General features: G+C 71.8%; 20 protein-coding genes. 8 read left to right on the top strand and 12 right to left on the bottom strand.

All coding sequences use genetic code 11. From position 1 onward, the window contains the following. Positions 1–10 precede the first annotated feature (10 nt). From IEY79_RS05040 to IEY79_RS05070, 7 genes are all read right to left on the bottom strand, one after another. The gene (locus tag IEY79_RS05040) at positions 11–2152 is read right to left on the bottom strand and encodes a hypothetical protein (protein ID WP_189106080.1); all 2142 of its coding nucleotides are present in this window, start codon (positions 2150–2152) and stop codon (positions 11–13) included. A 108-nt stretch (positions 2153–2260) separates the two neighbouring features. Beyond that, a complete protein-coding gene (locus IEY79_RS05045; RefSeq protein WP_229700707.1) occupies positions 2261–4024 on the bottom strand; it encodes an ATP-binding protein in 1764 nt (587 codons plus the stop codon). 256 nt (positions 4025–4280) lie between these two features. Then, entirely contained in the window at positions 4281–5699 is a 1419-nt protein-coding gene (locus IEY79_RS05050; RefSeq protein WP_189106081.1) for a DUF2201 family putative metallopeptidase, read from the bottom strand. Between the two features lie 67 nt (positions 5700–5766). Next, positions 5767–6708, bottom strand: coding sequence for a helix-turn-helix domain-containing protein (locus tag IEY79_RS05055; RefSeq protein WP_229700659.1), 942 nt, complete (start codon positions 6706–6708; stop codon positions 5767–5769). 179 nt (positions 6709–6887) lie between these two features. Continuing rightward, a complete protein-coding gene (locus tag IEY79_RS05060) occupies positions 6888–8087 on the bottom strand; it encodes a S1 family peptidase (protein WP_189106082.1) in 1200 nt (399 codons plus the stop codon). Between the two features lie 314 nt (positions 8088–8401). Further along, on the bottom strand, positions 8402–8914 hold the full coding sequence (locus IEY79_RS05065) for a GNAT family N-acetyltransferase (RefSeq protein ID WP_189106083.1): 513 nt from the start codon (positions 8912–8914) through the stop codon (positions 8402–8404). After that, positions 8914–9531, bottom strand: a complete 618-nt coding sequence (locus IEY79_RS05070) for a TOPRIM nucleotidyl transferase/hydrolase domain-containing protein (protein ID WP_189106084.1) — start codon at positions 9529–9531, stop codon at positions 8914–8916. The genes IEY79_RS05065 and IEY79_RS05070 overlap by 1 nt, the downstream gene beginning before the upstream one ends. A gap of 166 nt (positions 9532–9697) precedes the next feature. Between IEY79_RS05070 and IEY79_RS05075 the strand changes: the two genes are divergently transcribed. Then, on the top strand, positions 9698–10123 hold the full coding sequence (locus tag IEY79_RS05075) for a universal stress protein (protein WP_189106085.1): 426 nt from the start codon (positions 9698–9700) through the stop codon (positions 10121–10123). An 18-nt stretch (positions 10124–10141) separates the two neighbouring features. Here IEY79_RS05075 and IEY79_RS05080 read toward each other — a convergent pair whose 3' ends face one another. Further along, positions 10142–10489: a nuclear transport factor 2 family protein gene (locus IEY79_RS05080; RefSeq protein WP_189106086.1), complete on the bottom strand. Its 348-nt coding sequence runs from the start codon at positions 10487–10489 to the stop codon at positions 10142–10144. 110 nt (positions 10490–10599) lie between these two features. On the opposite strand from IEY79_RS05080, the gene IEY79_RS05085 reads away from it, so the two are divergent. From IEY79_RS05085 to IEY79_RS05100, 4 genes are all read left to right on the top strand, one after another. Then, on the top strand, positions 10600–11136 hold the full coding sequence (locus tag IEY79_RS05085) for a winged helix-turn-helix transcriptional regulator (RefSeq protein WP_229700660.1): 537 nt from the start codon (positions 10600–10602) through the stop codon (positions 11134–11136). A 184-nt stretch (positions 11137–11320) separates the two neighbouring features. Continuing rightward, positions 11321–11638, top strand: coding sequence for an SCP2 sterol-binding domain-containing protein (locus IEY79_RS05090; protein WP_229700662.1), 318 nt, complete (start codon positions 11321–11323; stop codon positions 11636–11638). Between the two features lie 182 nt (positions 11639–11820). After that, a complete protein-coding gene (locus IEY79_RS05095) occupies positions 11821–15105 on the top strand; it encodes an ATP-binding protein (protein WP_189106089.1) in 3285 nt (1094 codons plus the stop codon). A 65-nt stretch (positions 15106–15170) separates the two neighbouring features. Further along, complete coding sequence (locus tag IEY79_RS05100) at positions 15171–16178, top strand: NAD(P)/FAD-dependent oxidoreductase (RefSeq protein ID WP_229700663.1); 1008 nt, start codon at positions 15171–15173, stop codon at positions 16176–16178. 189 nt (positions 16179–16367) lie between these two features. Here IEY79_RS05100 and IEY79_RS05105 read toward each other — a convergent pair whose 3' ends face one another. The 4 genes from IEY79_RS05105 to IEY79_RS05120 form a co-directional block, all read right to left on the bottom strand. Then, entirely contained in the window at positions 16368–17459 is a 1092-nt protein-coding gene (locus IEY79_RS05105) for a MerR family transcriptional regulator (RefSeq protein WP_189106091.1), read from the bottom strand. A 160-nt stretch (positions 17460–17619) separates the two neighbouring features. Next, positions 17620–18480: an ABC transporter permease gene (locus tag IEY79_RS05110; protein ID WP_189106092.1), complete on the bottom strand. Its 861-nt coding sequence runs from the start codon at positions 18478–18480 to the stop codon at positions 17620–17622. Beyond that, positions 18477–19502, bottom strand: a complete 1026-nt coding sequence (locus IEY79_RS05115; protein ID WP_189106093.1) for an ATP-binding cassette domain-containing protein — start codon at positions 19500–19502, stop codon at positions 18477–18479. The genes IEY79_RS05110 and IEY79_RS05115 overlap by 4 nt, the downstream gene beginning before the upstream one ends. A 117-nt stretch (positions 19503–19619) precedes the next feature. Next, positions 19620–20234, bottom strand: a complete 615-nt coding sequence (locus IEY79_RS05120) for an NADPH-dependent FMN reductase (protein ID WP_189106094.1) — start codon at positions 20232–20234, stop codon at positions 19620–19622. A 175-nt stretch (positions 20235–20409) separates the two neighbouring features. Here IEY79_RS05120 and map point away from each other — a divergent pair, with 175 nt between their 5' ends. The 3 genes from map (at position 20410) to IEY79_RS05135 (ending at position 23045) form a co-directional block, all read left to right on the top strand. Next, a complete protein-coding gene (gene map, locus IEY79_RS05125) occupies positions 20410–21177 on the top strand; it encodes a type I methionyl aminopeptidase (RefSeq protein ID WP_189106095.1) in 768 nt (255 codons plus the stop codon). Between the two features lie 139 nt (positions 21178–21316). After that, positions 21317–22231 carry a DUF2268 domain-containing putative Zn-dependent protease gene (locus IEY79_RS05130; protein WP_189106096.1) on the top strand — a complete coding sequence of 305 codons (915 nt, stop codon included), beginning with the start codon at positions 21317–21319 and terminating at the stop codon, positions 22229–22231. 4 nt (positions 22232–22235) lie between these two features. Next, positions 22236–23045: a MerR family transcriptional regulator gene (locus tag IEY79_RS05135; RefSeq protein WP_189106097.1), complete on the top strand. Its 810-nt coding sequence runs from the start codon at positions 22236–22238 to the stop codon at positions 23043–23045. Positions 23046–23073 lie beyond the last annotated feature (28 nt).

Below are 23073 nucleotides of genomic sequence, written 5' to 3' on the forward strand. Positions count from 1 at the left end.
GGCGGCATTCTCAGCTGACCACCGCTCCCGATGCCAGCAGCAGATCCGGCAGCGTGCCCTCGAACTCCGGTATCAGGCGCAGTGCCAGCGCCCAGCCCTCCGGGTCGTCCGACAGATGCTCCGCCGCGAGCGCGGCGACCTCGCGCCGGGCCTCCCGTATCTCCTCGGTGCCTGTTCGCGTGTCCGCGTCCGCGGTTGTCCCGGAGGTGTCAGCCGGGACCAGCGCCCTGGAGAGGAACGCCACCGCCACCTGCGCCGGGAAGCCGGAGCGCACCACCTCGGGCAAGGTGATCTGCCCGAGGTGGTGCGCCTTCTCCAGCCAGCGGCAGCCGCCCTTGTCCAACTGGAGGGGGTACTTCGCCAGCATCTCCGAGGCCGTCGGCGGCTTTCCCGCCCGCCGGGGGCGGTAATGCGGGTGCGACAGACGCAGAGCGGCGAGGGCCGACGCCTCGGCGAGCGCGGCCGGGCAGCCGTCCAGCGCGGCCAGCCGGACGAGGATCCGGTCGTGCAGGGGCTTCGCGCCGTGCATCGCTTCCAGTTCGGCCCATGGCAGCGGTCCCGGGCCGATCTCCTCGGCGAAGAGGTCGACGGCCTTCTCCAGGTCGTCGCGTTCGGTGCCGGCCCCCTTGTCGCACAGGAAGTCCGCCCGCCCGGCAGGGCCCGCCGCCCTCTCGTACGCCGCACGCAGCGGGGCCGGCCCGTCGGCCTCCAGCGCCGTACGCCCCGCCTCCACGGTCGACGGCGACAGCGGATGCCTGGCCTGTTGCCTGCGCCCCGGGAAGTCGGTCTCGTCCAGCAACTCCCTTACGGCGCCGGGCCCGTGGCGCTCCCAGAGACGCAGCAGCATGTGCAGCTCCAGCGCGGGCGTGTGGACCTTCGCCCGGGGGCTGCCCAGCAGGATCCGGTACAGCAGCGGGTCGCCCGAGTCGCAGCAGGCGAGCAGCCATGTCCGCCGCGCGCTCTCCCGCACGCCGTCGACCAGGGACTCGGTCAGCGGGAGCCGGTCCGCGGTGGGGGTGTCCACCGACCGGCCGTCCTGCCAGCGGCGGCCGGAGAGGATGTGCCGGCGCTGGGCGGGGGTGAGTTCGGTGTGCAGGAAGAGCGCGGCGTTGACATCGGGATCGTTGTACGGGATCAGCTCCTCGATCACCTCCGCCGGGGTCCCCCAGTCCGACGCGATGCCCGCGAGGACCGAGGCGCCCCGCGACCGGACGATGTGGGCGCGCAGTTCGGGGCTCGGGCTGTGCCAGAGCAGCAACTGCTGGATGGCCCGCAGGTCCATGTGCGCGCCGAGCGCACACCGAGTCCCGTGGTCTGCCGCGTCGTACAGATGCAGCCACGCTGCCCGCCCGCCCTGCTGCCTGCGGCTCGGGAACTCCGGCGCCATCGGCTTCGGCCACGGCCGGCCCTGGTGCTTGGGCACCTCGGCGAGCGCGGCGTCGACCAGCTCGGTGACGGAACCGGAGAAGCGCGGGAGCAGTACGAACAGGGCCCGCCAGGGCGCGAAGTCCGAGCCCAGGCGGGCCACTTGGGCGCCCAGGGCCGCCCGTACGCCCTCGTGGCCGTGCGGCAGCCCGCACAAGACCCTGCGCGCCGGGCCGATCTCCCGCAGGACGCGGTCGGCCGGGAATGCACCGGACGGGATGCCGGACCTGAGGAGTTCGGCGAGCCGGTACTCGTCGACTCCGACCAGCGTCGACCAGGGGAGAGTGCCCTCGCCCCCGCTTCCGCCGCTCGCCTTCGTCAGGTCCTTCCTCGCGTAGGGGCCGGGCGTCGACAACCGGTTCGGCCGGGGAACGGTGTTCGCCGGCCGCGCAGCCGTGGCCGCCGCGCCCTCCCACACCGCCGCGCGCTCGGCCGCCGTGCGGTCCCCGTCGCGTACGCCGTAGAGATGGACGGCCGACGCGGGATCACCGAGCGCGGCCAGCCGTCGGAACACATCGCCGTGGTACCGGGCGGCCGAGAGCAGAACGCCGCGCGGCTCCGGGTCGAGCGAGGCGAGCACCTCGTCCAGGAGGGTCGGCGGCACCGGGGCGCCGCTGCCCAGCAGCGCGAGCGTCTCCTCCCGTATCCGCGGGATCAGCGCGCGGGTGAGTGTCCGGTCGGCGAGTGCGTAGGCGGCGGACACGACGGTGTGTTCGGCGAGGCGCATGATGTGGGCCCGAATTCTGGAGAACGGATTGCGGATCGGACGGTGAGAGGAGGGGGGCGGGGAAGCGGCAAGGACCGAACGGGTGGAGGCGGGTGCCGCGGACCCGGCTCAGGACGGCGACGCGGCAAGCTCCTTCATCCGGGCCAGCGCGCCGACCCAGAACCTCTGCCGGGCGGGCGTCTGCCCGACGAGATAGGTGGCGCGCAGCTTCGGCGGCAGATGCCGCAGCGCCCGCGCCACCACCTCGCCATGCCGCTTGAGCTGGGACAACTCGGCGTTGGCCAGCACCCGGTGCACCAGGTCGGTGTCGTTCGTCCCCTCCGACGAGACCTCCGACGCGACGGCGAGCCGCTTCTCCCAGATGTCGATGTCCCGCACCAACTGCTTGAAGCCGAGGGCCACTTCCTCCCCGACGCCGACCAGTCTCGCCTCCAGCGCGGTCAGCGGTACCGGCGCGAACTCGCCCTCACCCAGATAGATCAGGCCGGAGATCAGCGGCTGGCCGGCCAGATGCAGTTTGATCAGACGTTCCAGCGTCCGCTTGGTGATCCAGTCGCGGGCCTCGTCGTCGATGTCGTTCTTCCACCACTCCAGGACGGTCTCGGCCACCTCGCCGTACACGGCGATGAGCCATTCGTTCGCCGGGATGTCCTCGGGCCGCACCTCGTAGCTGATCGTGAAGCGGCTGGCCTGCGCCACGTTGTTCCGGCTGACCTGGAGTTTCCTGCCCAGATGGTAGGGCGGGTTCTGGAGCGCGATCTGGGCGCGCAGACCCTCCACCGGCCGCCCGGCCAGCGACCACTCCTGGGTGATCTCCATCAGCTTGGCGAACGCGGCCTTGTCCTTGGGCCGGTTGTACTCGTCCCAGATGATCACCTTCTCCCCGGGGCCCGAGAGCGACCGGGTGAGCAGCGTGTCCAGCCGGCCGTCCGGGGTGGGCACCGGCACGCACAGGTCCTCGACGTTGGTCACCGGGAGCGAGAAGTACACCGGCTCCGCGCCGAGTTCGTCCCGTACGACGCTTCTGGTGATCTCCGTCTTCCCGCAGCCGGGCGGTCCTTGCAGCAGCACCGCCCAGTTCTCCCGCAGGGCCGTGCGCAGGATGCGGCGTACGGGATCGGCCACCGTACGCGGATTGGCCGCGCCCACGGCGGCCGCGATCGCGTCCAGGGTCTCCGCCGTACGGTCCGTTCCCTCCGTACCGTCCTTGCGCCGGTCCCGCAGCCGCAGCCGGACCCCGCCCACCAGCGGGAGCCCCCAGCCCAGCGGCAGTCCGGCGCGGGCGCAGTCCAGCACATGCTCCAGGGTGCGAGGGGAGAACCGGGAACGCAGCCGGGGTGTCAACGCGGCCCAGATCCGGAAGACCTCGCCGAGGTCCCAGTCGGCGTAGCGGGCGGCGAGGGTGTGGCGCCAGGCCGTGTCGTTGGACGTGAGACGCAGGGTGACCATGCGGTCGAGCACGGCGAGGTCGCCGCGGACGGAGCCGGTCTCGGTCTGGGACTCGTTGTCGCAGAGGAAGACGCCGACGCAGCCGAGGGCGCGCAGATCGTGTTCGCCGAGGGTCCAGTTGCAGGCGATCTGCATGAGCTGGGACTGGATCATCTCGCCCGCCTGCAACGAATCGTCGATCAGCAGCACGAAGGGCTCGCCGGGGTCGAGTTGACTCATGATCAGCTGTGTGAGGACGAGCCGGCCCGTGCTGTCGTCCCTTACGGGGGCGTTCATCAGCAGGTCGTCGGGGGTGAGGTTGGCCGCGGGGACGAGGACGACGCGGGTGCCGGGGTGGGCCTCGGGTATGTGGCTGAGGAAGGTGGAGGTCTTGCCGATGCCGTGCTCGCCGAAGACCTGGCCGGTCTGGCCCATCGCGATCATGGCGTCGATGAACTCCGCGAGGCGCGTGCCCGGCTGGGGGCCGGACGGCCGCTCGGGGTAGGTCGCGGTGACGGTCCAGGCCGCCTTGCCGCGGGCGTCGCGGCCGGTGGTGAGCGCCGCGCGGTTCGGGTCGGTCTTGATCACGGTGATGGGGTCCAGTCCTCGTGCGTGCGTGCGCGGGGATGCGCGACGCGTTCGGGGTAGCCCGGGCGCGCGCAGGCGCGCGCCGCCGTACAGGAAAGAGAGGCGCGTGTGCTCAACTGTCGCCGGTCGTCACGCGGTGGCAGGCCATGGGCGGGTGGTGTCGGTCGGGCCAGTCGTCACCGCCGTCGGTGATCAGCCAGATCCAGTGCTCCGGCCGGGCCGGGGTCACCTGCGGCGCATGACCGTCGGTGACCATGATCACCGCGTCCGGCCGCACCTCGCAGCGTCTGCCGCCGACTTCCCGGCGCCCCTCCACGTACTCCACGACCTTGCCGAAGTCCGTACCGCCGCCGCCCGTCACCCGCTCGCCCGCGACGAACGGCATGACCTCGCCGTCGAAGCTCAGCCAGTGCGTCTCGACGCCGTCGGTGCGGCCGATCAGCGTCATCAGCCAGTCGATCACCCGCTGGGACATCGAGCCGGAGGTGTCGATGGCGACGACCACCACCTTCGTGCGCTCCTTGCCGCGCCTCGACAGCATCGGGTCGTGCCCGAGCGCGAGCAGCACCGCGCCGTGCTTCCGGGGGTAGACGAGCCGCTCGCCGTCGCGGAGTTTGGAGGCGAGCGTGTCGGACAGCCAGCGCTTCCACCATTCGACCCGGCGGGTGGGCTCGGTCCGGCCGCGCAGCGCGCCGAGGCCGAGGCGGCCCCACATCCTGGTGACCCGCTCGCTGCCGCCCTCGGAACGGTCGGCGAGATGCAGGATCTCCTCCCGGGCCGGGCCCTCACCGCGCAGGGCCGCCCGCAGTACGTTCGCCAGGACGCCCTCGACGACTTGGCCCACGGTCTCCTCGTCCAGGGGGAGTCCCCCGATGAGCAGATGCGGGCAGACGTGGCCGGCGGGCACGGGCGGGTCGCTCATCCGCTTCAGCTCGCCGAACACGCTCATGTCGGTCTCGGTGAAGTGCTCGTACGGCACCGGCTGAAGGCCCTGGGCGCGCAGATCCTCCTCGTACAGCGCGTGGATCTCGTACGGATCGATCCCGACCGGCTCCCGTTCAGCCCCCGTGTCCCCCGTCGGGCGTGTGGGCAGCTTGCCGCGCAGCCGCCGCATCACGACATGGTTGATGGAGACCTCGGCGGCCAGCTTGAACACCGGGTCCTCGCGCAGCTCCGCGGCCATGTACAGATGCCGGTGTATGAGATGGCGCGCCTCGTGGAAGAGCACGAACCGCACGCCGTCCGCGCCGATCGCCTCGAAGAACTCCGGGTTGTACAGAAGCACGCAGCTGCCGTCGCCGCTGGCGACCACCGCCGCCGTGTCCACGGCCAGGGTGGGAATCTGCTGGTGGCACTTCGTGTAGAGCCAGGAGGCGATCGCGCTCTCGCGCACCCCGAAGTCGAGCATCGCGGCTTCCTTGAGCCGGCGGCCCTTCTCGGTGACGACGGGGTCGGGCAGGTCGTCCAACAGCCGCCGCCAGTCGCGCAGTCCGGCGGCGCGCGCGGGTGTGGACACGGACGCTTCGGTCATGGGAAAAACACTAGCGGCGGGGTCTGACAGCCCGTCCGGCGTCGTACGGTGACCCACGAGGGCCGCGTCAGGCGGGCCACTCCCACGACATGCCGTGTATCCCGGCCGGGCACTTCGGCGGCAGCATGTGCGCCGAGTGCGAGACGTCCAGGGCGATCTGCCGGCTGCTCGCCTTCTCCGCGCCGATCCGCTCGCGGTAGTAGCGGTGGCAGCTCACCGGCAGCGCGTCCGGGTGGAAGTAGACGTGCAGCAGATACTCCCGCAGGCTCACCCGCGTACGGCGCTCGTGGTACGTCGAGACCTCGCGGCTCGGCGTGAGCGAGATGGTGTAGTCGGCCACCACCGTCTCGTTCTTGGCCAGTTCGCCGCCGAACAGGATCTCGGTCACGATGCTCTGCCGCTCCGGCAGGAACTCCACGCGGCCGAGCTTGCCGCACCGTACGGTGACGTCGACCGACGCCGTGGCCGGGTCGTCGATGACATGTACGGCCGTCATCCGGCTCGCGCCGTCGCGGGTCGCGCGCAGCACCTGGTTGACGGACAGCTGCCGTATGCAGCGCTCCTCGTCGAGATGGACCGTCTCGTGGATGACGAGAGAGGTGACGTCCTCGTTGAAGCGCGCGAAGTCCGCGCCGAGGGCCTGTTCCACGTCGGAGTTCTCGCCGAAGACACGGTGCGAGGCGGACAGGTCGAGCAGCTCCGACGTCGTACGGCCGCGCGGCCTGCCGGGGCGCAGCAGCGAACGGAGCGCGCCCGCCGGGAGGGCGAGGATGTCCTCCAGCGCGTCGACGGCGCGCAGGGACCGCGCGCGCTCGGGCTGGCTGCGTCCGCGCTGCCAGTAACTGAGGGTGGCGAGGCTGACGCCGATGCCCTGGGCTTCGAGCCGGTCGCGTACCCGCTCCAGGGAGAGACCGCGGCGGCGCAGCGCGTCACGGAAGACGTCGGCGAACGTCACTTCGGCGTCTCCGTCGGCCCCGCCCAGGTCCATGTCCGTATCCATGTCGGTCATGGCAGCAGCTCCGATCGAAGAGGAGTTCCGGACGGCCGAACTCCGATATTCCGTCCGATGGTAAGCGGACGACGAAAGCCGCCCACCGGTAAGGGTGGGCGGCTCCGCCGCTGTCTCTCCGGGGGCATCGAAGAGATCAGTGGCTCGGGTGACGTCCGGTGTCAGTGGGTGCGGAGGAGTCAGCCGACGTTGAGGGTGAGCTTGTAGTGCGAGAGGGCGTCCGTGAGCGGCTGGAAGTACGAGGAGCCGCGGGTGTTCACGCCGGTGCAGTTCTGGCCGATCGGGCCGCCGGAGGTCATGCCCTGCGCCTGGTTGCCGGAGATGTACGCGCCGCCGCTGTCGCCGCCCTCGGTGCAGACGGTGGAGCTGCCGAGACCGGTGACGACCGTGTTGGGGCCGCCGTTGGCGTCGGTGTACGTGACGGTGACGTTGTACGAGCCCACGGTGCCGCAGGTCCAGCCGGTGGTCTGGCCGGACTTGCACATCGCCGAGCCCTGCGAGGCGCGCGTGCTGCCCCGGACCGCGACGTTCCCGGCCTGGCCGTGCGTGGTGACCTGGGTGCCTATCGAGTCCTCGGCGTCGACCGCCGCGATGCCCATGTCCACGCTGCGCGTGCCCACGGCGAAGCGGGAGTTGGTGCCCTTGGCGAACTTGACGTTGTTGTACGCGAGGTCCGGCAGGTCCTCGATGCAGTGCCCGGCGGTCACCAGATACTGCTTGCCCGCGGCGTCACGCGCCCCGAAACCGACGGAGCAGATGAAGCCGTTGAACGTCATCCGGCTGCCCGGGGGCACCACGGCCTGGGTCTCCAGACGCTCCTGGCCACGCACGACACGGACGGCGTCGCCGTGCTTGCCCGCGGCCTCGATGAACGAACGGGCGGCGGCGCCGCTGTCGCTGTTCACCTCGACCGTGACGGTGTCCGACGCGAGGTCGACCGACCACGACGAGACACCGACGGGAACCTGCTTGACGGCCTTCGCGTCCAGCTCGCTCTTGATCCGGTCCAGCGCGGACTTGCCGTGCTCGGGGACGCGGGCGGTGAGGCCGGCGTCCTCCACCTGGGCGGCGGATCTCGCGTCCGGCGCGTTCACCGTGAGTGTGCCCGCCTTGGTGAAGAAGGCGCCGTCCGTCTTGATGCCCTGCTTGTTCACGGCGGCCAACTCGCGCTGCTGCGCGGCCTCGTGGTCGAGCCGGTCGACGGCCGCCTGCTCGCTGCCACCGAGCGTCTTGGCGAGTGCCGCCACCATCTCGGGCTGGTACCGGGGCGCCTGGCCCGTGGCACCGGACGGGTCGGCGGCCTGCGCGCCGGTCACGGCGGAGGCCGAGAGCAGGACGCCGGTCACGGCGGCGACGAGATATTTCCGGGAAACCTGCACAGTGCTTCCTCTCGTTATCGGAGGCAGCGCCGAACCGCGCCACGTCGAGCCCCTGGGGATGAGGGCTGTTTGACGCACGCTTTCCTGGGTGGGCGCTTGTCCGGCGACGTGGATGGGGGGTGTGTGGGGCGTCGCGGGATGAACTCTCGCTGAACGCTCCCTTTCCGGACAAGGCCTGGCCAGGGAGGTATTTTCAACAGAGTTGCGGATAACTGTTGAGGGGGACGGGGGCCGGGTGGGGGCCGCACGTGCCCAACTCGCCTCTTACGCCGACGAGTTCCCCGCCACGACGACCGCCGCCCGCAGATCCGCCCTTACCGTTCCGGGCCCGCGGCCGCGTCGGTCTCGTACCGCGCCGTCTCGTCGTCGGCGCTCACGCGGGTGAGCCCGGCCTTCTCCAGGACGCGGGCGGAGGCCGGATTGGACAGCTCCACGTTCGCGTGGACGGTGTGCACACCCGGCGCGGTCAGCGCGAACGCGGCGATGGCGCGGGCGGCCTCGGAGGCGTAACCCAGGCCCCGGCGGGAGGGGACGATCCCGTAGCCGAACTCGATCGTGCCGTCCGCCGGCGGGAAGAGGCCGACGGCTCCGACGACCAGGCCCGTCGCGCGCTCCACGATCTGCCGCTGACCGTACGGGCCGAGGGTGCCCGGGTGTTCGGCGATGAACCCCGCGATGACACGGTCGCCCTCGGCGGGGAAGTCCTCCGCCCAGTGCGGCAGCCGGCCTCCGCCGACGACGGCGGAGACCTCGGCCGTGGGCCAGGAGCGAAGGACGAGACGGTCGGTGGTGAGATCCGGGCACGAGGCAGGTACGGAGCCGGGCATCACAGGCCTCCGAGCAGGTCGTCGAGGGGTGCGGGGGTGCGGTCGGGGTCCAGGGCCTCCACCAGGACGCGACCGTAGTGGATCTTGCGTCCCTTCTTCGTGCCGAGGAAGCGCCTCAACTGCTGCTCCGGCGCACGCCCCTGCTGCGCGGGCTGACGAAGGAACGTCTGGAGGGCGCGTACGTCGCCCTCCGCCCGTACGAGCTCCGCGACCCGCGGCACACCCAGCGCGCGGATGAGCTCGTCCTCCAGGTCCGCCGTGCAGACGAAGAACTCCTGCCGCGCCGCACCGGCCCGCTCCAGGCCGTCCGCGTAGAAGCGGCGCTCCGCCTCGTCGCACAGTCCGGTGAGACGCAGGTCCAGGCCCGGTGGCCCGAGGAGCCCGGCGAAACGGCCGACGCTCATCGCACCGCCCATCGGCAGGACACAGATCCCCTCTGCCGCCAGGTCCCGGCCGCGGCGCGCGGCCAGCGCGTCGACCGCGGCGGCGTCGCTCGGTCCTTCGAGGAGGACGGCGGCCCGAACGGACAGTCGCGCGGCCAGCTCACGCGCGGGTCCGCCGGGGCCGCCGGCCGCCCACGCGATGACCGCTTCCCGGAAAGACCCCATGTCAGCCATGAGGCGAGTCTCCGCTCTTTCCGGCCGGCGCGGTAAGGAATTTCCACCGGCGCGCCGGTCGGCCTGGGTCGGCCTGCCGGTCGGCGCGGTGATCGCCGGAATAGCCGGGTGCCGCCGGAGGTTGTCGGCATCGCTGATACAAGCTTCAACAAACCGGAGGTATGTGATGGGCAGGATAGTGGTGGGAGTCGACGGGTCGGCTTCCTCGGTGAAGGCGCTGCACTGGGCCGTACGGCAGGCCGAGCTCACCGGCGACACGGTGGAGGCCGCGATCGGCTGGGAGTACCCGGCCGGTGCGTGGGCGACGATGGCTCCCGGCATTCCGCCGGAGTTCGACCCGGAGAAGCTGGCGGTCCAGATCCTGGACGAGACGCTGGAATCCGCCCTCGGCAAGGAGGGCGCGGCGGCCGTCGACCGGCAGGTCGTCGGCGCGCACGCCGCCCAGGCGCTGCTCGCCCGCGCCGAGGGCGCCGAACTGCTGGTGGTCGGCGACCGCGGCTACAGCGGCTTCAAGGCCGCCCTGCTGGGCTCCGTGAGCCTGCATGTCACGCAGCACGCGACGGTGCCGGTGGTCGTCGTCCGCGGCGAATGATCCGTGGGCCGGGCGGAGTTACGGCGCGATGGTCAGGTCCTCGATCAGTCCGTCGCGCAGCGTGAAGCGGAAGCGGAGGTCGACGCGCCCGCCGGGGAAATCTCCCTCCAGGCGGTTGGTGACGGTGAGATGCGCGTCGTCCTCGCTCTCGACGGCGAGGAGTTCGGTGGTGTACGTGTACTCGCTCGCCGCCGTACCGAGCCACCGCTCGATCTCGGCCGTGCCGGTGTAGGTCGAGCCGTCGTCGGTGACGGTGGCGTCGTCGCGCATGGTCGCGAGCGCGGCGGCGGTGTCGCGGACGTGGTGGGCGGCCAGATAGCGGGCGACGACCTCGGGGATGGCGGGGATGGCCGGGTTGGCGGACATGAAGCTTCAGCTCCCTCAGTGCTAAAATAGAAGTGACTAACTTCGACTTTAGCAGTAACGGAACGGACGAGCGGACGGGGCGGGACCATATGGCGGGGCGAGGGAACAGGATGCGGCTGGAGGACCGGACATGTCCGCTGTCCACCACCGTGCGGCAGGTCGGCGAGTGGTGGACGCTGCTGATCCTTCACGACGCGTTCGACGGCTATACGCGCTTCGACCAGTTCCAGGAGAGCCTCGGCATCTCCTCCAGCATGCTCACCACCCGGCTCAAGACCCTCGTCGCGGACGGGCTGTTGGAGCGCCGCCCGTACCAACAGGGCCCGACGCGCTACGAGTACGTCCTCACGGACCTCGGCCGCTCGCTGCGCCCCGTCCTCGTCGCCCTCGCCGCATGGGGCAACTCACGGCTGCCGGCCGAGGACCGGACCATGGTCCTGGTCGACGCGACGACGGGCGCGGAGGTCGAGCCGGTGGTGGTCGACGCGGCCTCCGGGCGACGGCTGGACGACAGCGAGAAGTACGTCTTCGCGGCCGGTCCGGCGGCGACCGGCGGGATGCTCGCGCGGTACGGCCCGGACCGGCCGGGCGGGCGACCGGACTCCGGTGAGGACGCGGTCAAGTCCGGTTACCCGCAGGGAAGTTGACACGTACCTCTACTACAAACGCGCGGGTTTTCTGCACCGGATCACGTAGCCGATCGGGGCTGTTGTGTGCATCGCGGCGGCCCGCTCGGAAACGTTCCGAATGTTTCCCTGAAGGTGCCTCAAGGGGCCAGTCGCGACGGGTTGAATGGACCTCGACCAAGCTCGCTGAACGATGGAGAGACCCTTGAGCACTTCCGACGCCACCATGCAGGCTCTCGCCGCCAGGTTCGACCCGGCGGCAGCCGCAGGCCTGGACCTCACCTTCGGCTTCAACGTGACCGACGAGGACAAGCAGTTCTCCTTGACGGTGAAGGACGGGACCTGCTCGCTGCAGGAGGGGGCGAACCCGGACGCCAACGCCACACTCGTGCTGGACGCCGACACCCTCAAGTCCATCCAGTCGGGTTCCTCCGACGGGACGCAGGAGTTCACCGCCGGCCGGCTCCGCATAGAGGGTGACCCGATCGTCGCCCAGAAGCTGGGCACGCTGTTCCCGGCCTGATCCGGCTGATCGGCTTACGCGGTGGGCCCGCGGTCACCTCGGTGACCGCGGGCCCGCTCGCGTGACGCTCGCGTGCGTGACGCCCGCGTGCGCCTCTTCGCGAGAGCCCACCCGCGGTTCGCCGGCGGCGCGGCGGGGATTTCGTATGCCGATTGTCAGTGGTGCCTTCTATGGTTTTGGGCATGACCCCTGCACTCATCGGGCGTGACCACCCCGCAGGCGTCCTACGCGCGGAGATCGGCCGGGCGACGGACAGCCACGGGGGTCTCGTGCTGATCGCGGGCGAGGCGGGCATCGGCAAGACCACGCTGGTCACGGCCGCCGCCCAGGAGGCCAGGCAGCGCGGGGCGCTCGTGCTCGGCGGCTCCTGCTGGGAAGGCAGCGCCCCGGGGTACTGGCCGTGGGTGCAGGTCGTGCGCGGGATGCGGCGCGGCCTGGGCGAGGCCGCGTGGGCGAAGGCCGAGCGCGCGGCGGGCGGGCGGCTCGCGGTGCTGCTCGGCGAGGCGGCCGGGGACGACGAGGCCAAGGACGCCTTCTCCGTGTACGACGCGGTGACGACCGCTCTCGTCACGATCTCGCAGGACCGGCCGGTCGTCGTGGTCGTGGACGACCTGCACTGGGCGGACACCGCGTCGGTCAAGCTCCTCGAATTCGCCGCCCAGCACGCCTGGTTCGAGCGGCTGCTGCTCATCGGGACGTACCGGGACGTGGAGGTGGAGGCGCCGGGCCACCCGCTCCAGCAGCTCATCCTTCCGCTCGTCGCCCGCGCCACCACCGCCGTCACGCTGACCGGGCTCGACCGGGACGACGTGGGCGCGCTCCTCGCGCTGACCACCGGGCGGGAGCCGGAGCCCGCGCTGGTGGACGAGGTGCACAGCCGCACGGGCGGCAATCCGTTCTTCGTGGAGCAGACCGCCCGGCTCTGGCACGGCGGCAGCCCGGTCAGCGCGATCGCCCCCGGCGTACGGGAGGCCGTGCGGCGGCGGCTGTCGATGCTGCCCAAGCCGGTGGGCGACCTGCTGGTGGCGGCGAGCGTGCTGGGCAGGGAGTTCCACCGCCAGGTGCTCGCCGCCGCCACGTCGGCGCCCGTGCCGCACGTGGACCGGCTGCTGGACCGGGCCGTGTCCGCGCGGCTGGTGGTGACACGCAAGGGCGGCCGGTTCGCCTTCGCCCACGACCTCGTGCGCGAGACGCTCTACGACTCCCTGGAGGAGGCGGAGGCGGCCCGGCTGCACGGCGCGGTCGTACGGGGCCTGGACTCCGCGCCGGCGCTGGGCGACAAGATCTTCCCCGCCGATCTGGCCCGGCACGCCCATCTCGCCGGTGACACCGTGGAGCGCGACCACCGCATCGATCTGCTGCTCGCGGCCGCGCGGGACGCGTCGAGCAGGCTCGCGGCCGAGGAGGCCGTCGGTCACTACCGGCGCGCGCTGGAGGTGGCGGAGACCGCGGGGGAAGGTGATCCGCGGCGCGCCGTCCTCATCGCGCTCGACCTGGCCGGCGAGCTGCGGCACCACGGCCTGGAGGACGAGGCCCGGCGGTATTTCGACCGCGCGGTGACACCGGCGCGGGAGCTGGGCGATCCGGAGCTGCTGACCCGCGTGGCGCTCACGGTCCACCAGATGCACGACATCCCGGGCCAGGGGCCGCACGCCGCGGAGTTGCTGGACGAGGCCTACCGCGCGCTGTTCGGCGAAGGCGAGAGGGACAGCGGCGCGGACCTTCCCCCGGCCCGTGGCGCGGAGAGGGAGCGGATGGCGCAGGATCTCGCCGTCCGTGCCACCGATCTCGCCCGGCGGGACGATGACGACGAGGCGCTCGCGTTCTCGCTCTGGGCGCGGCACGACACGATCTGGGGCCTCGGCACCTCCGAGGAGCGGCTCGCCCTCACCACCGAGATGTCGGCGGTGGCCCGCCGCACGCGGAATCTGGACATGGAGGTGCACGCCGCGGCGATGCGCTGGGTGACGCTGCTGGAGCTGGGGGATCCGCTCTTCCTGAGCCAGTTGCGTACGTACGCGGTCCTGGCCGAGCGGGCGGGCAAGCGCAGGTACGAGCTGGGCAAGGCGGTCGACCTGGGCATCATCGCCGCGCTCAGCGGCGACTTCGAGCAGGCGGAGAAGTGGTACGCCGACACGGTCGAGGTGGCGGACGGCCACGGGCCTTACGAATACCTGGCCACCCACCTGCTCTGGGCCCTGCACATGATCCGGGGGCGTTACGACAAGGCCGACGCCGTCTCGCGCGGCCTCGACGGCGCGGGCTATCCGCTGCCCGTCCTGCTCGACGGGATCGCCGCGATCGAATGCGGAGACACGGAGCGGGCGCTGCGGCGCCTGCGGGAGCTGGAGGACCGGCCCGAGGCGGTGTCGCGGATCTTCGCGCCGCTGCTCTTCCGGCTCCGGGCACACACGGCCGCCGCGACGGGCGATCCCCAGTTGATCGCCGAGGCCCGGGACGCCCTCGGCGCGCACAGCGGCCGATGGCTCGTCGCGCTGTACGGCTGCGACATCAGCGGACCGGTCGACCTGTGGCTCGGCATGCTCGACGCGGCGGAGGGGCGCTGGGACATGGCGGTGGCCGCGTTCACCTCGGCGCGCGACTCCGCCGACCGTCTCAAGGCGAGACCCTGGTCCCTGCGCGCGGGCCTGGGGCTGGCGGACGCGCTGCGGGCCCGCGGCGGGGCGGGGGACGCCGCGGCGGAGGCGAGGCTGCGGGCGGAGACGTCGCGCGCGGCGAAGGCGATGGGGCTGGAGCATCTGGAGGGGCGGCGGCCCGGTGTGACGGGCGGCGGAAACAGGGAGACGGCAGCCGGGCCGGACGCCGGCACTCCCACCCGCCCCGCCACCGGGGCCGACGGGCCTCGACCAGGCACATCCGGGACGGAGTTCAGGCGGGACGGGGCTGTGTGGTCGCTCGCCTTCGACGGGCGGGCGGTCCATGTGCCCGACGCCAAAGGGCTGCGCGATCTGCACACGCTGCTCTCGCACCCGGGCACGGACTTCCCCGCCGTCCGGCTGCTCGCGCCCGACGGCGGCGAGACGGCCGTGGCGGCACGGGCCATGGGCGGCGACCCGGTCCTGGACGAACGGGCCAAGGCCGAGTACCGACGGCGGCTCGACCAACTGGACCGGGAGATCGACCGCGCGGGCGAGCGCGGCGACGACGCGCGCGCCGCCGCGTACGACAGGGAGCGCCAGGCCCTCCTCGACGAACTCCGCACGGCCGCCGGTCTCGGCGGGCGCACCCGGCGACTGGGCGACGAGGCCGAGCGGGCCCGCAAGACGGTCACGGCCCGGATCCGCGACACCCTGCGCAAACTCGACGCGCTCCACCCCGAACTGGCCGCGCATCTGCGGAAGTCGGTGACGACGGGCTCGACCTGCGCGTACCGCCCGGAGCTCGCGGACGACACCGGGACGGGCGAAAGCGGTGCTCTGTCCGCCGACCTCGACTGGCGACTGTGAGCCCCGGCCCCGCAGCGTGGGCGGCCGCAGCGGAGGCTAGGGTCGTGAACGTGTTGAGCCCACCGGTGAGCAGGGACTTGGTCGTCGTCGGCGCCGGCATCGTCGGGGCGTCGGTGGCCTATCACGCCGCACGGGCGGGTGCCACGGTGACGTTGGTCGACGCCGGGCGGCCGGGCGCCGGCGTGACGGCGGACTCGTTCGCCTGGATCGGAGCGTCCGGCGTGCGCAAGGGTCCGGCCGCCGGGCTGCGGGCCACCGCGACGGCGGAGTACCACCGGCTCGGGGCCGAGTTGCCGGGGCTCCCGGTGACCTGGTCCGGCTCGCTGAGCTGGACCAGGGAGGGCAGTGCGCCGGACGCCGGGCCCGGACAGACGATCGTGGACGCGGCCACGGCGGCGACGCTTGAGCCCACCCTTCGGCAGCCTCCGCAGTGGGCTGTCTGGGCGCCGGATGACGGCGCTGCCGACTCGGTGGGCGTGACCGAGCGGCTGGTCGCGGGCGCTCGCGCCCATGGAGCCCGGGTACATCTGGACACTCCGGTCACCGCGCTCCGCCGGGATGCGGCGGGCCGGATCGCCGGGGTCGATACGGCGGCGGGACCCCTCTCCGGTGCGACGGTGGTGCTGGCGGCGGGAGTTGCCACGGCGGCGCTGGGCGCGCCGCTCGGCGTGCGCGTCCCGGTCGAACCGTCCCCGTGTCCGCTGTTCCGTCTCCGCGCCCCGGCCGGTCTGGTCCGCACCGTGGTCAACACCGAGGACTTCGATCTCCGGCAGGTCGCCCCGGACCGGCTGATCGCCGCCGCGGACTCGCCCGAACGGACCCTTGCCGCCGTCCGGTCCACCTTCCAGGGCACCGGGAGCGTCGAGCTGCTCAGCACCCGGCTCGGAGTGCGACCGATGCCGGCCGACGGTGAGCCGATCATCGGCCCGGTCGCCGAGGTCCCCGGCCTCTACGTGACGGTGATGCACTCGGCGGTCACGCTCGCCGCGGCCGTCGGCCGCCTGGCCGCACGGGAGTTGGTCGAGGGAACGGCCGAGCCGGCCCTGTCGGCCTGCCGCCCGGACCGCTTCTAGGGCGTGTCTTGAAAGTGGCGTCGCCCGCCCGCAGGGCGGGGCTCACGGCGTCCGCCGCGGAGCGGCCGATGTCACGTGCTGCGGTGCCACGTGTCCCGGGCCCGGGAAGATCGACAGGACCTGGCCCGGTGGCGGCCGTGGTGGGCTCGATGCGGAGATCCAGCCCCCCACGCCGTCCGTGGACGAGATTCAGACACGCGTGACCGCGTCGGCCACCGCGCAGGCGACGTTGTCCGATCCGCCCGCCGCGAGGGCCAGCGCGATCAGCTCGCGCACGGCGTCCTCCGGCTCCGCCGCCGTACGCAGGACGCGCCGGATGTCCTCGGGCCGTACGACCGTGAACAGGCCGTCCGAACAGAGCAGATACCGGTCGCCCGGCTGCACGTCGTGCAGCCGCAGATCGGGGCGGGCGTGGTCCTCGCTGCCGTCCAGGGCGCGCAGCAGCAGCGCCCGTCGGGGATGGGACACCCCCTCCTCGGCGGTGAGGCTGCCCGCGTCGATCATCGACTGCACGAGGGTGTGGTCGTGCGTGATGCGGGAGACCTCACCGCCCCGCAGCAGATACGCGCGGGTGTCACCGACATGTACGAGCGCCAGCCGGGACCCCGTCCACAGCATCGCCGTGAGCGTCGTCCCGGAGCCACCGGGACCCCCCGTCGCCCCCGCCCGGTTCACCCGGTCCACCGCGTCCGCCAGGCCGTTGAGCACATCCGCGCCCCGGACCGACTCCTCCAGCGCCACCAGTGCCTCGACCGCCGCGCCGCTCGCCCGCGCCCCGTCGTCCCCGAACCCGTCCGCCACCGCGAGCAGCCGTGTACCGGCGTACGCCGTGTCCTGATTGACCGGCCGGACCAGTCCTCGGTCCGACCCGGCCGCGTAACGCATCGCTGTTTCCTTGCCCTTGCCCATCTCAGACATCTCTTCGACGCCTTCCCCTGCCGGTAGCCCCGACAGTTGGCCGACGAGGAAGGCCACCAGGTCCCCGCGCGCGGCGGTCTCCGTCTCCACCCGCGCCCAGTACGCCCCGATGTCCCGGCCGGCGGCACGTGGGTCCCTCTCGCACAGATCGCAGACCTCACCGATCCGGGCCAGCGGCATCCCTATGCGCCGTAGCCATGCCACCAGCCGGGCCCGGTCCAACTGGTCCCCGGTGTAATACCGGTAGCCGGTCGTCCCGTCCACGCGTGCCGGTAGCAGCAGCCCCAGCTCGTCGTAGAGACGCAGCGCCTTCGGTGACAGCCGGGACGCGCGGGCGAACGCGCCGATGGTCAGTTCAGCCATGTTCTCCATGCCGCGAAACACCGCCGTCCCTCTCCTCGTACCGGGCGCCTCGCCCGGCACCGCCGATGCTGGGGCTTGCCCCTTGGGGAGAGTCAACACACCTGTGGCCCGCGGCTCTCCCCCGGGGAGTCGCAGGCCACAGCCGTCGGGATTCACGCGCTCACTTGCGGTTGTAGAGCCGCATCGTCCAGGTGCCGAAGACGAGCACCAGACCGACCGACCAGCCCAGCGTCACCGCGATGTCGTGGGTCGGCCAGTTGCCCGCCATCAACTCGCGTACCGCGCTGGCCAGTTCGGAGACGGGGCTGTTGTTGACGAAGGCCTGGAGCCAGCCCGGCATCGTCTTCGGGTCGACGAAGACGTTGCTCAGGAAGGTCAGCGGCATGATCACCATCATGCTGACGCCCATCACCGACTTCTCGGTGCGCAGCATCAGCCCGAACATCGTCCAGATCCATGAGAACGAGAAGGAGAAGACGAGCAGCAGCACCACCCCCGCCGTGATGCCCAGCACGCCCCCCTCGGGCCGGTATCCGATGGCCAGACCCACGCCGAGGATCACGATCGCGGCGATCATGTACCGGATCACGTCGCCGAGCAGATAGCCGACCATCGGGGCCGGCCGCCAGATCGGGAGCGTGCGGAACCGGTCGAACACGCCCTTGGCGATATCGGTGTTGACCGCGACGCCCGAGTACATGGTGATCATCACGACGCTCATCACCATGACGCCGGGCAGCAGGAACTGGATGTACGCGGAGACCGACCCCGCCAGCGCACCACCGAAGAGGTACGCGTACATCAGCACCATCATGACCGGGAAGACGGTCACGTCGAAGAGCTGCTCGGGCACATGCTTGATCTTCAGCATCGCCCGCCAGCCGAAAGTCATCGACGCGGAGAGCGCGCTGGGCCTCGGTGGCCGTTCCTTGTTCACCAGCAGCGCGGCGAGGTCGTCCGCGGTGGGCGTGGCGAGTTCGAGGTCGTCCAGGTCCTGGCTCTTCGTGGCTACGGTGGTCATGCCGCCGCCCCCTCCTTCACATCGGTGGTCTCGGTGCCGGTCCCGGCCGAGGGCCCGGCCGGCTTCTTCTTGTCGGTGAGGGCCAGGAAGACCTCGTCCAGGCTGGGCTGGCCGAGGGAGAAGTTGTCCACGACGATCCCCTCGTGCGCCAGCTCGGCCAGCGCCCGCCCGGCCTGCTCGGCCGCGCCCTGGTCGCCGCGCGTCCCGCTGATCGTGGCGGTGAGCGCGAGCGGGTCAGCGTCCAGCACGATGTCCGCACTGAGCGCGGCGGCCAGCACCCGCTGGGCGTCGGGCCGTTGGGCCGCGTCGCGCAGCCGCAGATGTACGGCGCCGGAACCGACCGATGCCTTGAGGTCGCCCTTCGTGCCCTCGGCGATCACCTTGCCCTGGTCGATCACCGCGATCCGGGACGCCAACTGGTCGGCCTCGTCCAGATACTGCGTCGTCAGCAGCACCGTCGTCCCCTGCGAGACCACCGCCCGCACGATGTCCCACACCTGGTTGCGGCTGCGCGGGTCGAGGCCGGTCGTCGGCTCGTCCAGGAAGAGCAGGTCCGGGGTGTTCAGGATGGAGGCGGCGATGTCGATACGGCGCCGCATACCGCCCGAGTAGTTCTTGACCTGCCGGCCCGCCGCCTCCGTAAGGCCGAACGCGTCCAGCAACTGCCCCGCGCGGTCGCGGGCGTCGGGCTTGGTGTGCCCGAGGAGCCTGCCGAGCAGGATCAGATTCTCCGAACCGGTCAGGTCCTCGTCCACCGACGCGTACTGCCCGGTGAGCGCGACCCGGCTGCGGACCGACTCGGCGTCCTTCACCACGTCCTTGCCGAAGACGCGGGCCTCGCCGCCGTCCGGACGGAGGAGCGTCGCGAGCATCCGTACGACGGTGGTCTTGCCCGCGCCGTTCGGACCCAGCACTCCGTAGACCGTGCCCGTCGGCACGGCGAGATCGACTCCGTCCACGGCGCGGTTCGAGCCGAAGACTTTCACCAGCCCCGTGGTCTCGATCGCGAGATCATTACTCATCATCAGTCCTTGTCGTTCTGCGTGGTCGTTCTGTGTTTTCGTGTCGGAACGTCCGAGCGGTTCTCTCTTACGACTCCGGGTGGGCCCAAAACTCATCCGCCGGTGCACGCCCGGTGCTCAGCAGATGTACGGGCGGGCCGCCCGCGCCTCGCGGAGGCCCAGGCCCCACCATCCGAGCTGGTCGAGCAGCACGCTCGCGTCGCGGTCCCTGCGCTCCTCCGTCACCGCGTCGATGTCGAGCGCGTCGACTCCGCAGTCGAAGAGGTTGATCGACACCCCGTTCCGGAGAGTGACGGTGTGCAGCTCGGTGAAGACCGTGCGCAGCGCCTCCACCGCGTACAGCCCGCCCGAACCGTGGCCGTAGCTGACGAACGCGACCGGCTTGGTCTGCCACTCGTCGTACGCGTAGTCGACGGCCTGCTTGAGGGAGGCGGGGAACGAGCGGTTGTACTCCGGTGTCACCACCACGAAGGCCTCCGCGCGCCCGACCTCCGCCGTGAAGTCCGCCATCGGCTCCGTGGCCCGGTCGGGATAGCGCGCGGGGAAGTCGAAGTCGGCCAGATCGACGACCGACACCTCCAGCTCGTCCCGCTTGCCCGCCAGCTCGGCGAACCACCGGCCGATCGCGTCACCGAGGCGCCCCTCGCGGGTGCTGCCGATGATGACCGCGACGCGCAGCGGCGTCGCCGCGCCGTCGTCCCGCTCTCCCTCGCCGCAGTACCGCTGCCGCATGGGGGGCGCCTCCCTCCACCGATCTCCGTCACCCCTCTGGCTTCCCGCCCTCACCACCCAGGCGCTAGACGTGCCCGCGCGCCCGCCAGATCCAATCTGGCGGGCGCGCGGGCATGGCTGTGATACTAATACCGGTATAAGTATTGGATCGAATTGAGGCGAGGGGTCACCGCGGATGGTGGAGATCAAGACGGACGCGGCGCTGGACGCGATGCGGGAAGCCGGGCGCGTGGTGGCCCGCGCCCTGGCCGAGGCCCGGAAAGCGGCCGGCATCGGGGTGTCCCTGCGGGAGCTCGACGAGGCGGCCCGCGCGGTGCTGGCCGAGGCGGGGGCCGGTTCCCCGTTCCTCGGGTACCGGCCGTCCTTCGCCCCGGTCCCCTTCCCCGCCGTGATCTGCACCTCCGTCAACGACGCCGTGGCGCACGGCATCCCCACCGGCTACCGGCTGCGCGACGGCGACCTGGTGAGCATCGACTGCGGCGCCCTGCTCGACGGCTGGGCCGGCGACGCGGCGATCAGCTTCGTCGTGGGAACACCGCGCCCCGCGGACCTCGAACTGATCGACGCCACCCAGCGGGCCCTGGACGCCGGCATCGCCGCCTGCCTGCCCGGCAACCGCCTCGGCGACATCTCCCACGCCATCGACACGGTCGCCCGCGAAGCCGCCTGTGGCATGCCCGCCGACTTCGGCGGTCACGGCATCGGCCGCCGCATGCACGAGGACCCCCATCTCCCCAACCGCGGCCGCCCCGGCCGTGGTTTCCCCCTCCGCCACGGCCTGGTTCTCGCCATCGAGCCCATGCTCATGGCCGGCGGGAAGAACGCCTACCGCACCGACACCGACGGCTGGACCCTGCGCTCCGTCGACGGCAGCCAGGCCGCCCACATCGAGCACACGGTCGCCGTCACGGACCAGGGCCCCCGCATCCTGACCCTGCCCTGACTCTGCCGTGACCGGCCCTGACCCGCCAGGACCGGCGTAAGGCCGACCGAGGGCCGGCGGAGGGCCGGCGCGGGGCAGACGGCTCACGAGCGCGCGCGGCTTGCCCCTCCCGTAACAGGAGGTCCTAGCGTCCGGCCTCATGGAGATTGTGGTTCATGACACGGCGTCCGCCATGCGCGATCTGCTGGGGCTTCCCCAGGGCGAACGGGCCGACGCCCTGCGCGAGATGCTCGGGCCGCTTGAGCGCGTGATGGCCCCCGTGATCGGCGAGATGGACACCGTACACACGCATCAGACGGGCAGTGGCTTCCGTATCGACCGCGACGACCCCCGCCTCCTCGCCGCCGTGGAGCAGATGCTCCGCGCGGGTGTGTGGGAGAGGATCGAGAGTTCTCTCCGGTCCGCGTGGGGCCGGCTGAGCGCGGCGGCGCCGGGGATCAGGCATGCCGAGACCGTTCATGTCGTCCTCACGCTCGGCAACCCCGACGACGAACACCTCACCGTCCGCAGCGCCGGCCACTTCGGCATGGGCGGGATCCCGGGCGCGATCCTGCTGACCATGTGGCCCACCCCCACCAGCCTGGCGAAGATCGGTCACACCGCCGCGCACGAGCTTCACCACAATGTGCGGTACGCCAACGTCGACTGGAACCCCGTGACCGTCACCGTCGGGGAGCACGTCGTGGCCGAAGGGCTGGCCGAGGCCTTCGTCCGTGAACTGGTGGGCGAGGAGAACATGGGCCACTGGGCGACGGCCCTGTCCGGCACCGAACTTGACGGCGCGTACGCGAAGGTCACCGCCGCGATCGACCTGGCGGGGATGGGGAGACTGCCCGCGTACGTCTTCGGGGACGCCGCCGCGCGGGAGATGGGGCACGAGCCCGTCGGTCTGCCGGACTTCGCCGGTTACGCGGTCGGTCTGCGGATCGTGGACGCCCACCTGGCGGCCACCGGCCTCACCGCCGCCGCCAGCACGGCACTGCCGGTGCACGAGATCCTCACGAACGCCGGAGTGCCGACCACCACGCGAGCCGCTCAAGGTACGCGAGACTGAGGTCATGACGACGCGTGCCGGGGAGGCGGGGGACGGCCTCTCCGTCGGCCGTACGGCCGCGCTCGTCGGTGTCAGCGTGAAGACCCTGCACCACTGGGACGCGATCGGTCTCGTACGGCCGAGCGCCCGCACCTGGGCAGGGCACCGGCTGTACTCCGGCGACGACATCGCCCGGATCCACCGGGTCCTCGTCTACCGCGAACTCGGCTTCCCGCTCGCCGAGATCGGCCGGATACTCGACGACCCGGACGCCGACGCCCGCGATCACCTGCGGCGTCAGCGGTCGCAGCTCGCGGACCGTATCGCCCGCCTCCAGAAGACGCTCGGCGCGGTCGACAGCATGCTGGACGCGTCGAAACCCGGCATACGGCTCACCCCGGAGGAACAGGTCGCCATCTTCGGCGACGACTGGCAGCCCTCCTCGGTCGATCAGGCCGAGGAGCGCTGGGGGGACAGCGCCCAGTGGGCCCAGTACGAGGAGCGGGCCGCCGCGACGACGACCGAGGAGTGGCGGGACATCGCCGCGGCGTACGAGGCGTTGAACACCGATCTGGCCGCCGCCGGGCGTGCCGGTGTCGTCCCCGGCTCCGCCGAGGCGAACGCCCTCGCGGAGCGCCACCGCGCGTCGATCGCGGCGTACTTCGACTGCACGCACGCGATGCACGCCTGCATCGCCCGTTCGTACCTCGGCGACACCGACCACACCGCCGCGTACGAGGCGCTCGCGCCGGGCCTGACCCGCTGGCTGCGCGACGTGATCTTCGCGAACGCCGCGGCCCACGGCGTCGACCCCCAGACAGCCGAGTGGGAGTGATCTCCTTCGGTCCCACGGCCTCGGCCTC

Source organism: Streptomyces camponoticapitis (assembly GCF_014646115.1).
Taxonomy (GTDB): Bacteria; Actinomycetota; Actinomycetes; order Streptomycetales; family Streptomycetaceae; genus Streptomyces; species Streptomyces camponoticapitis.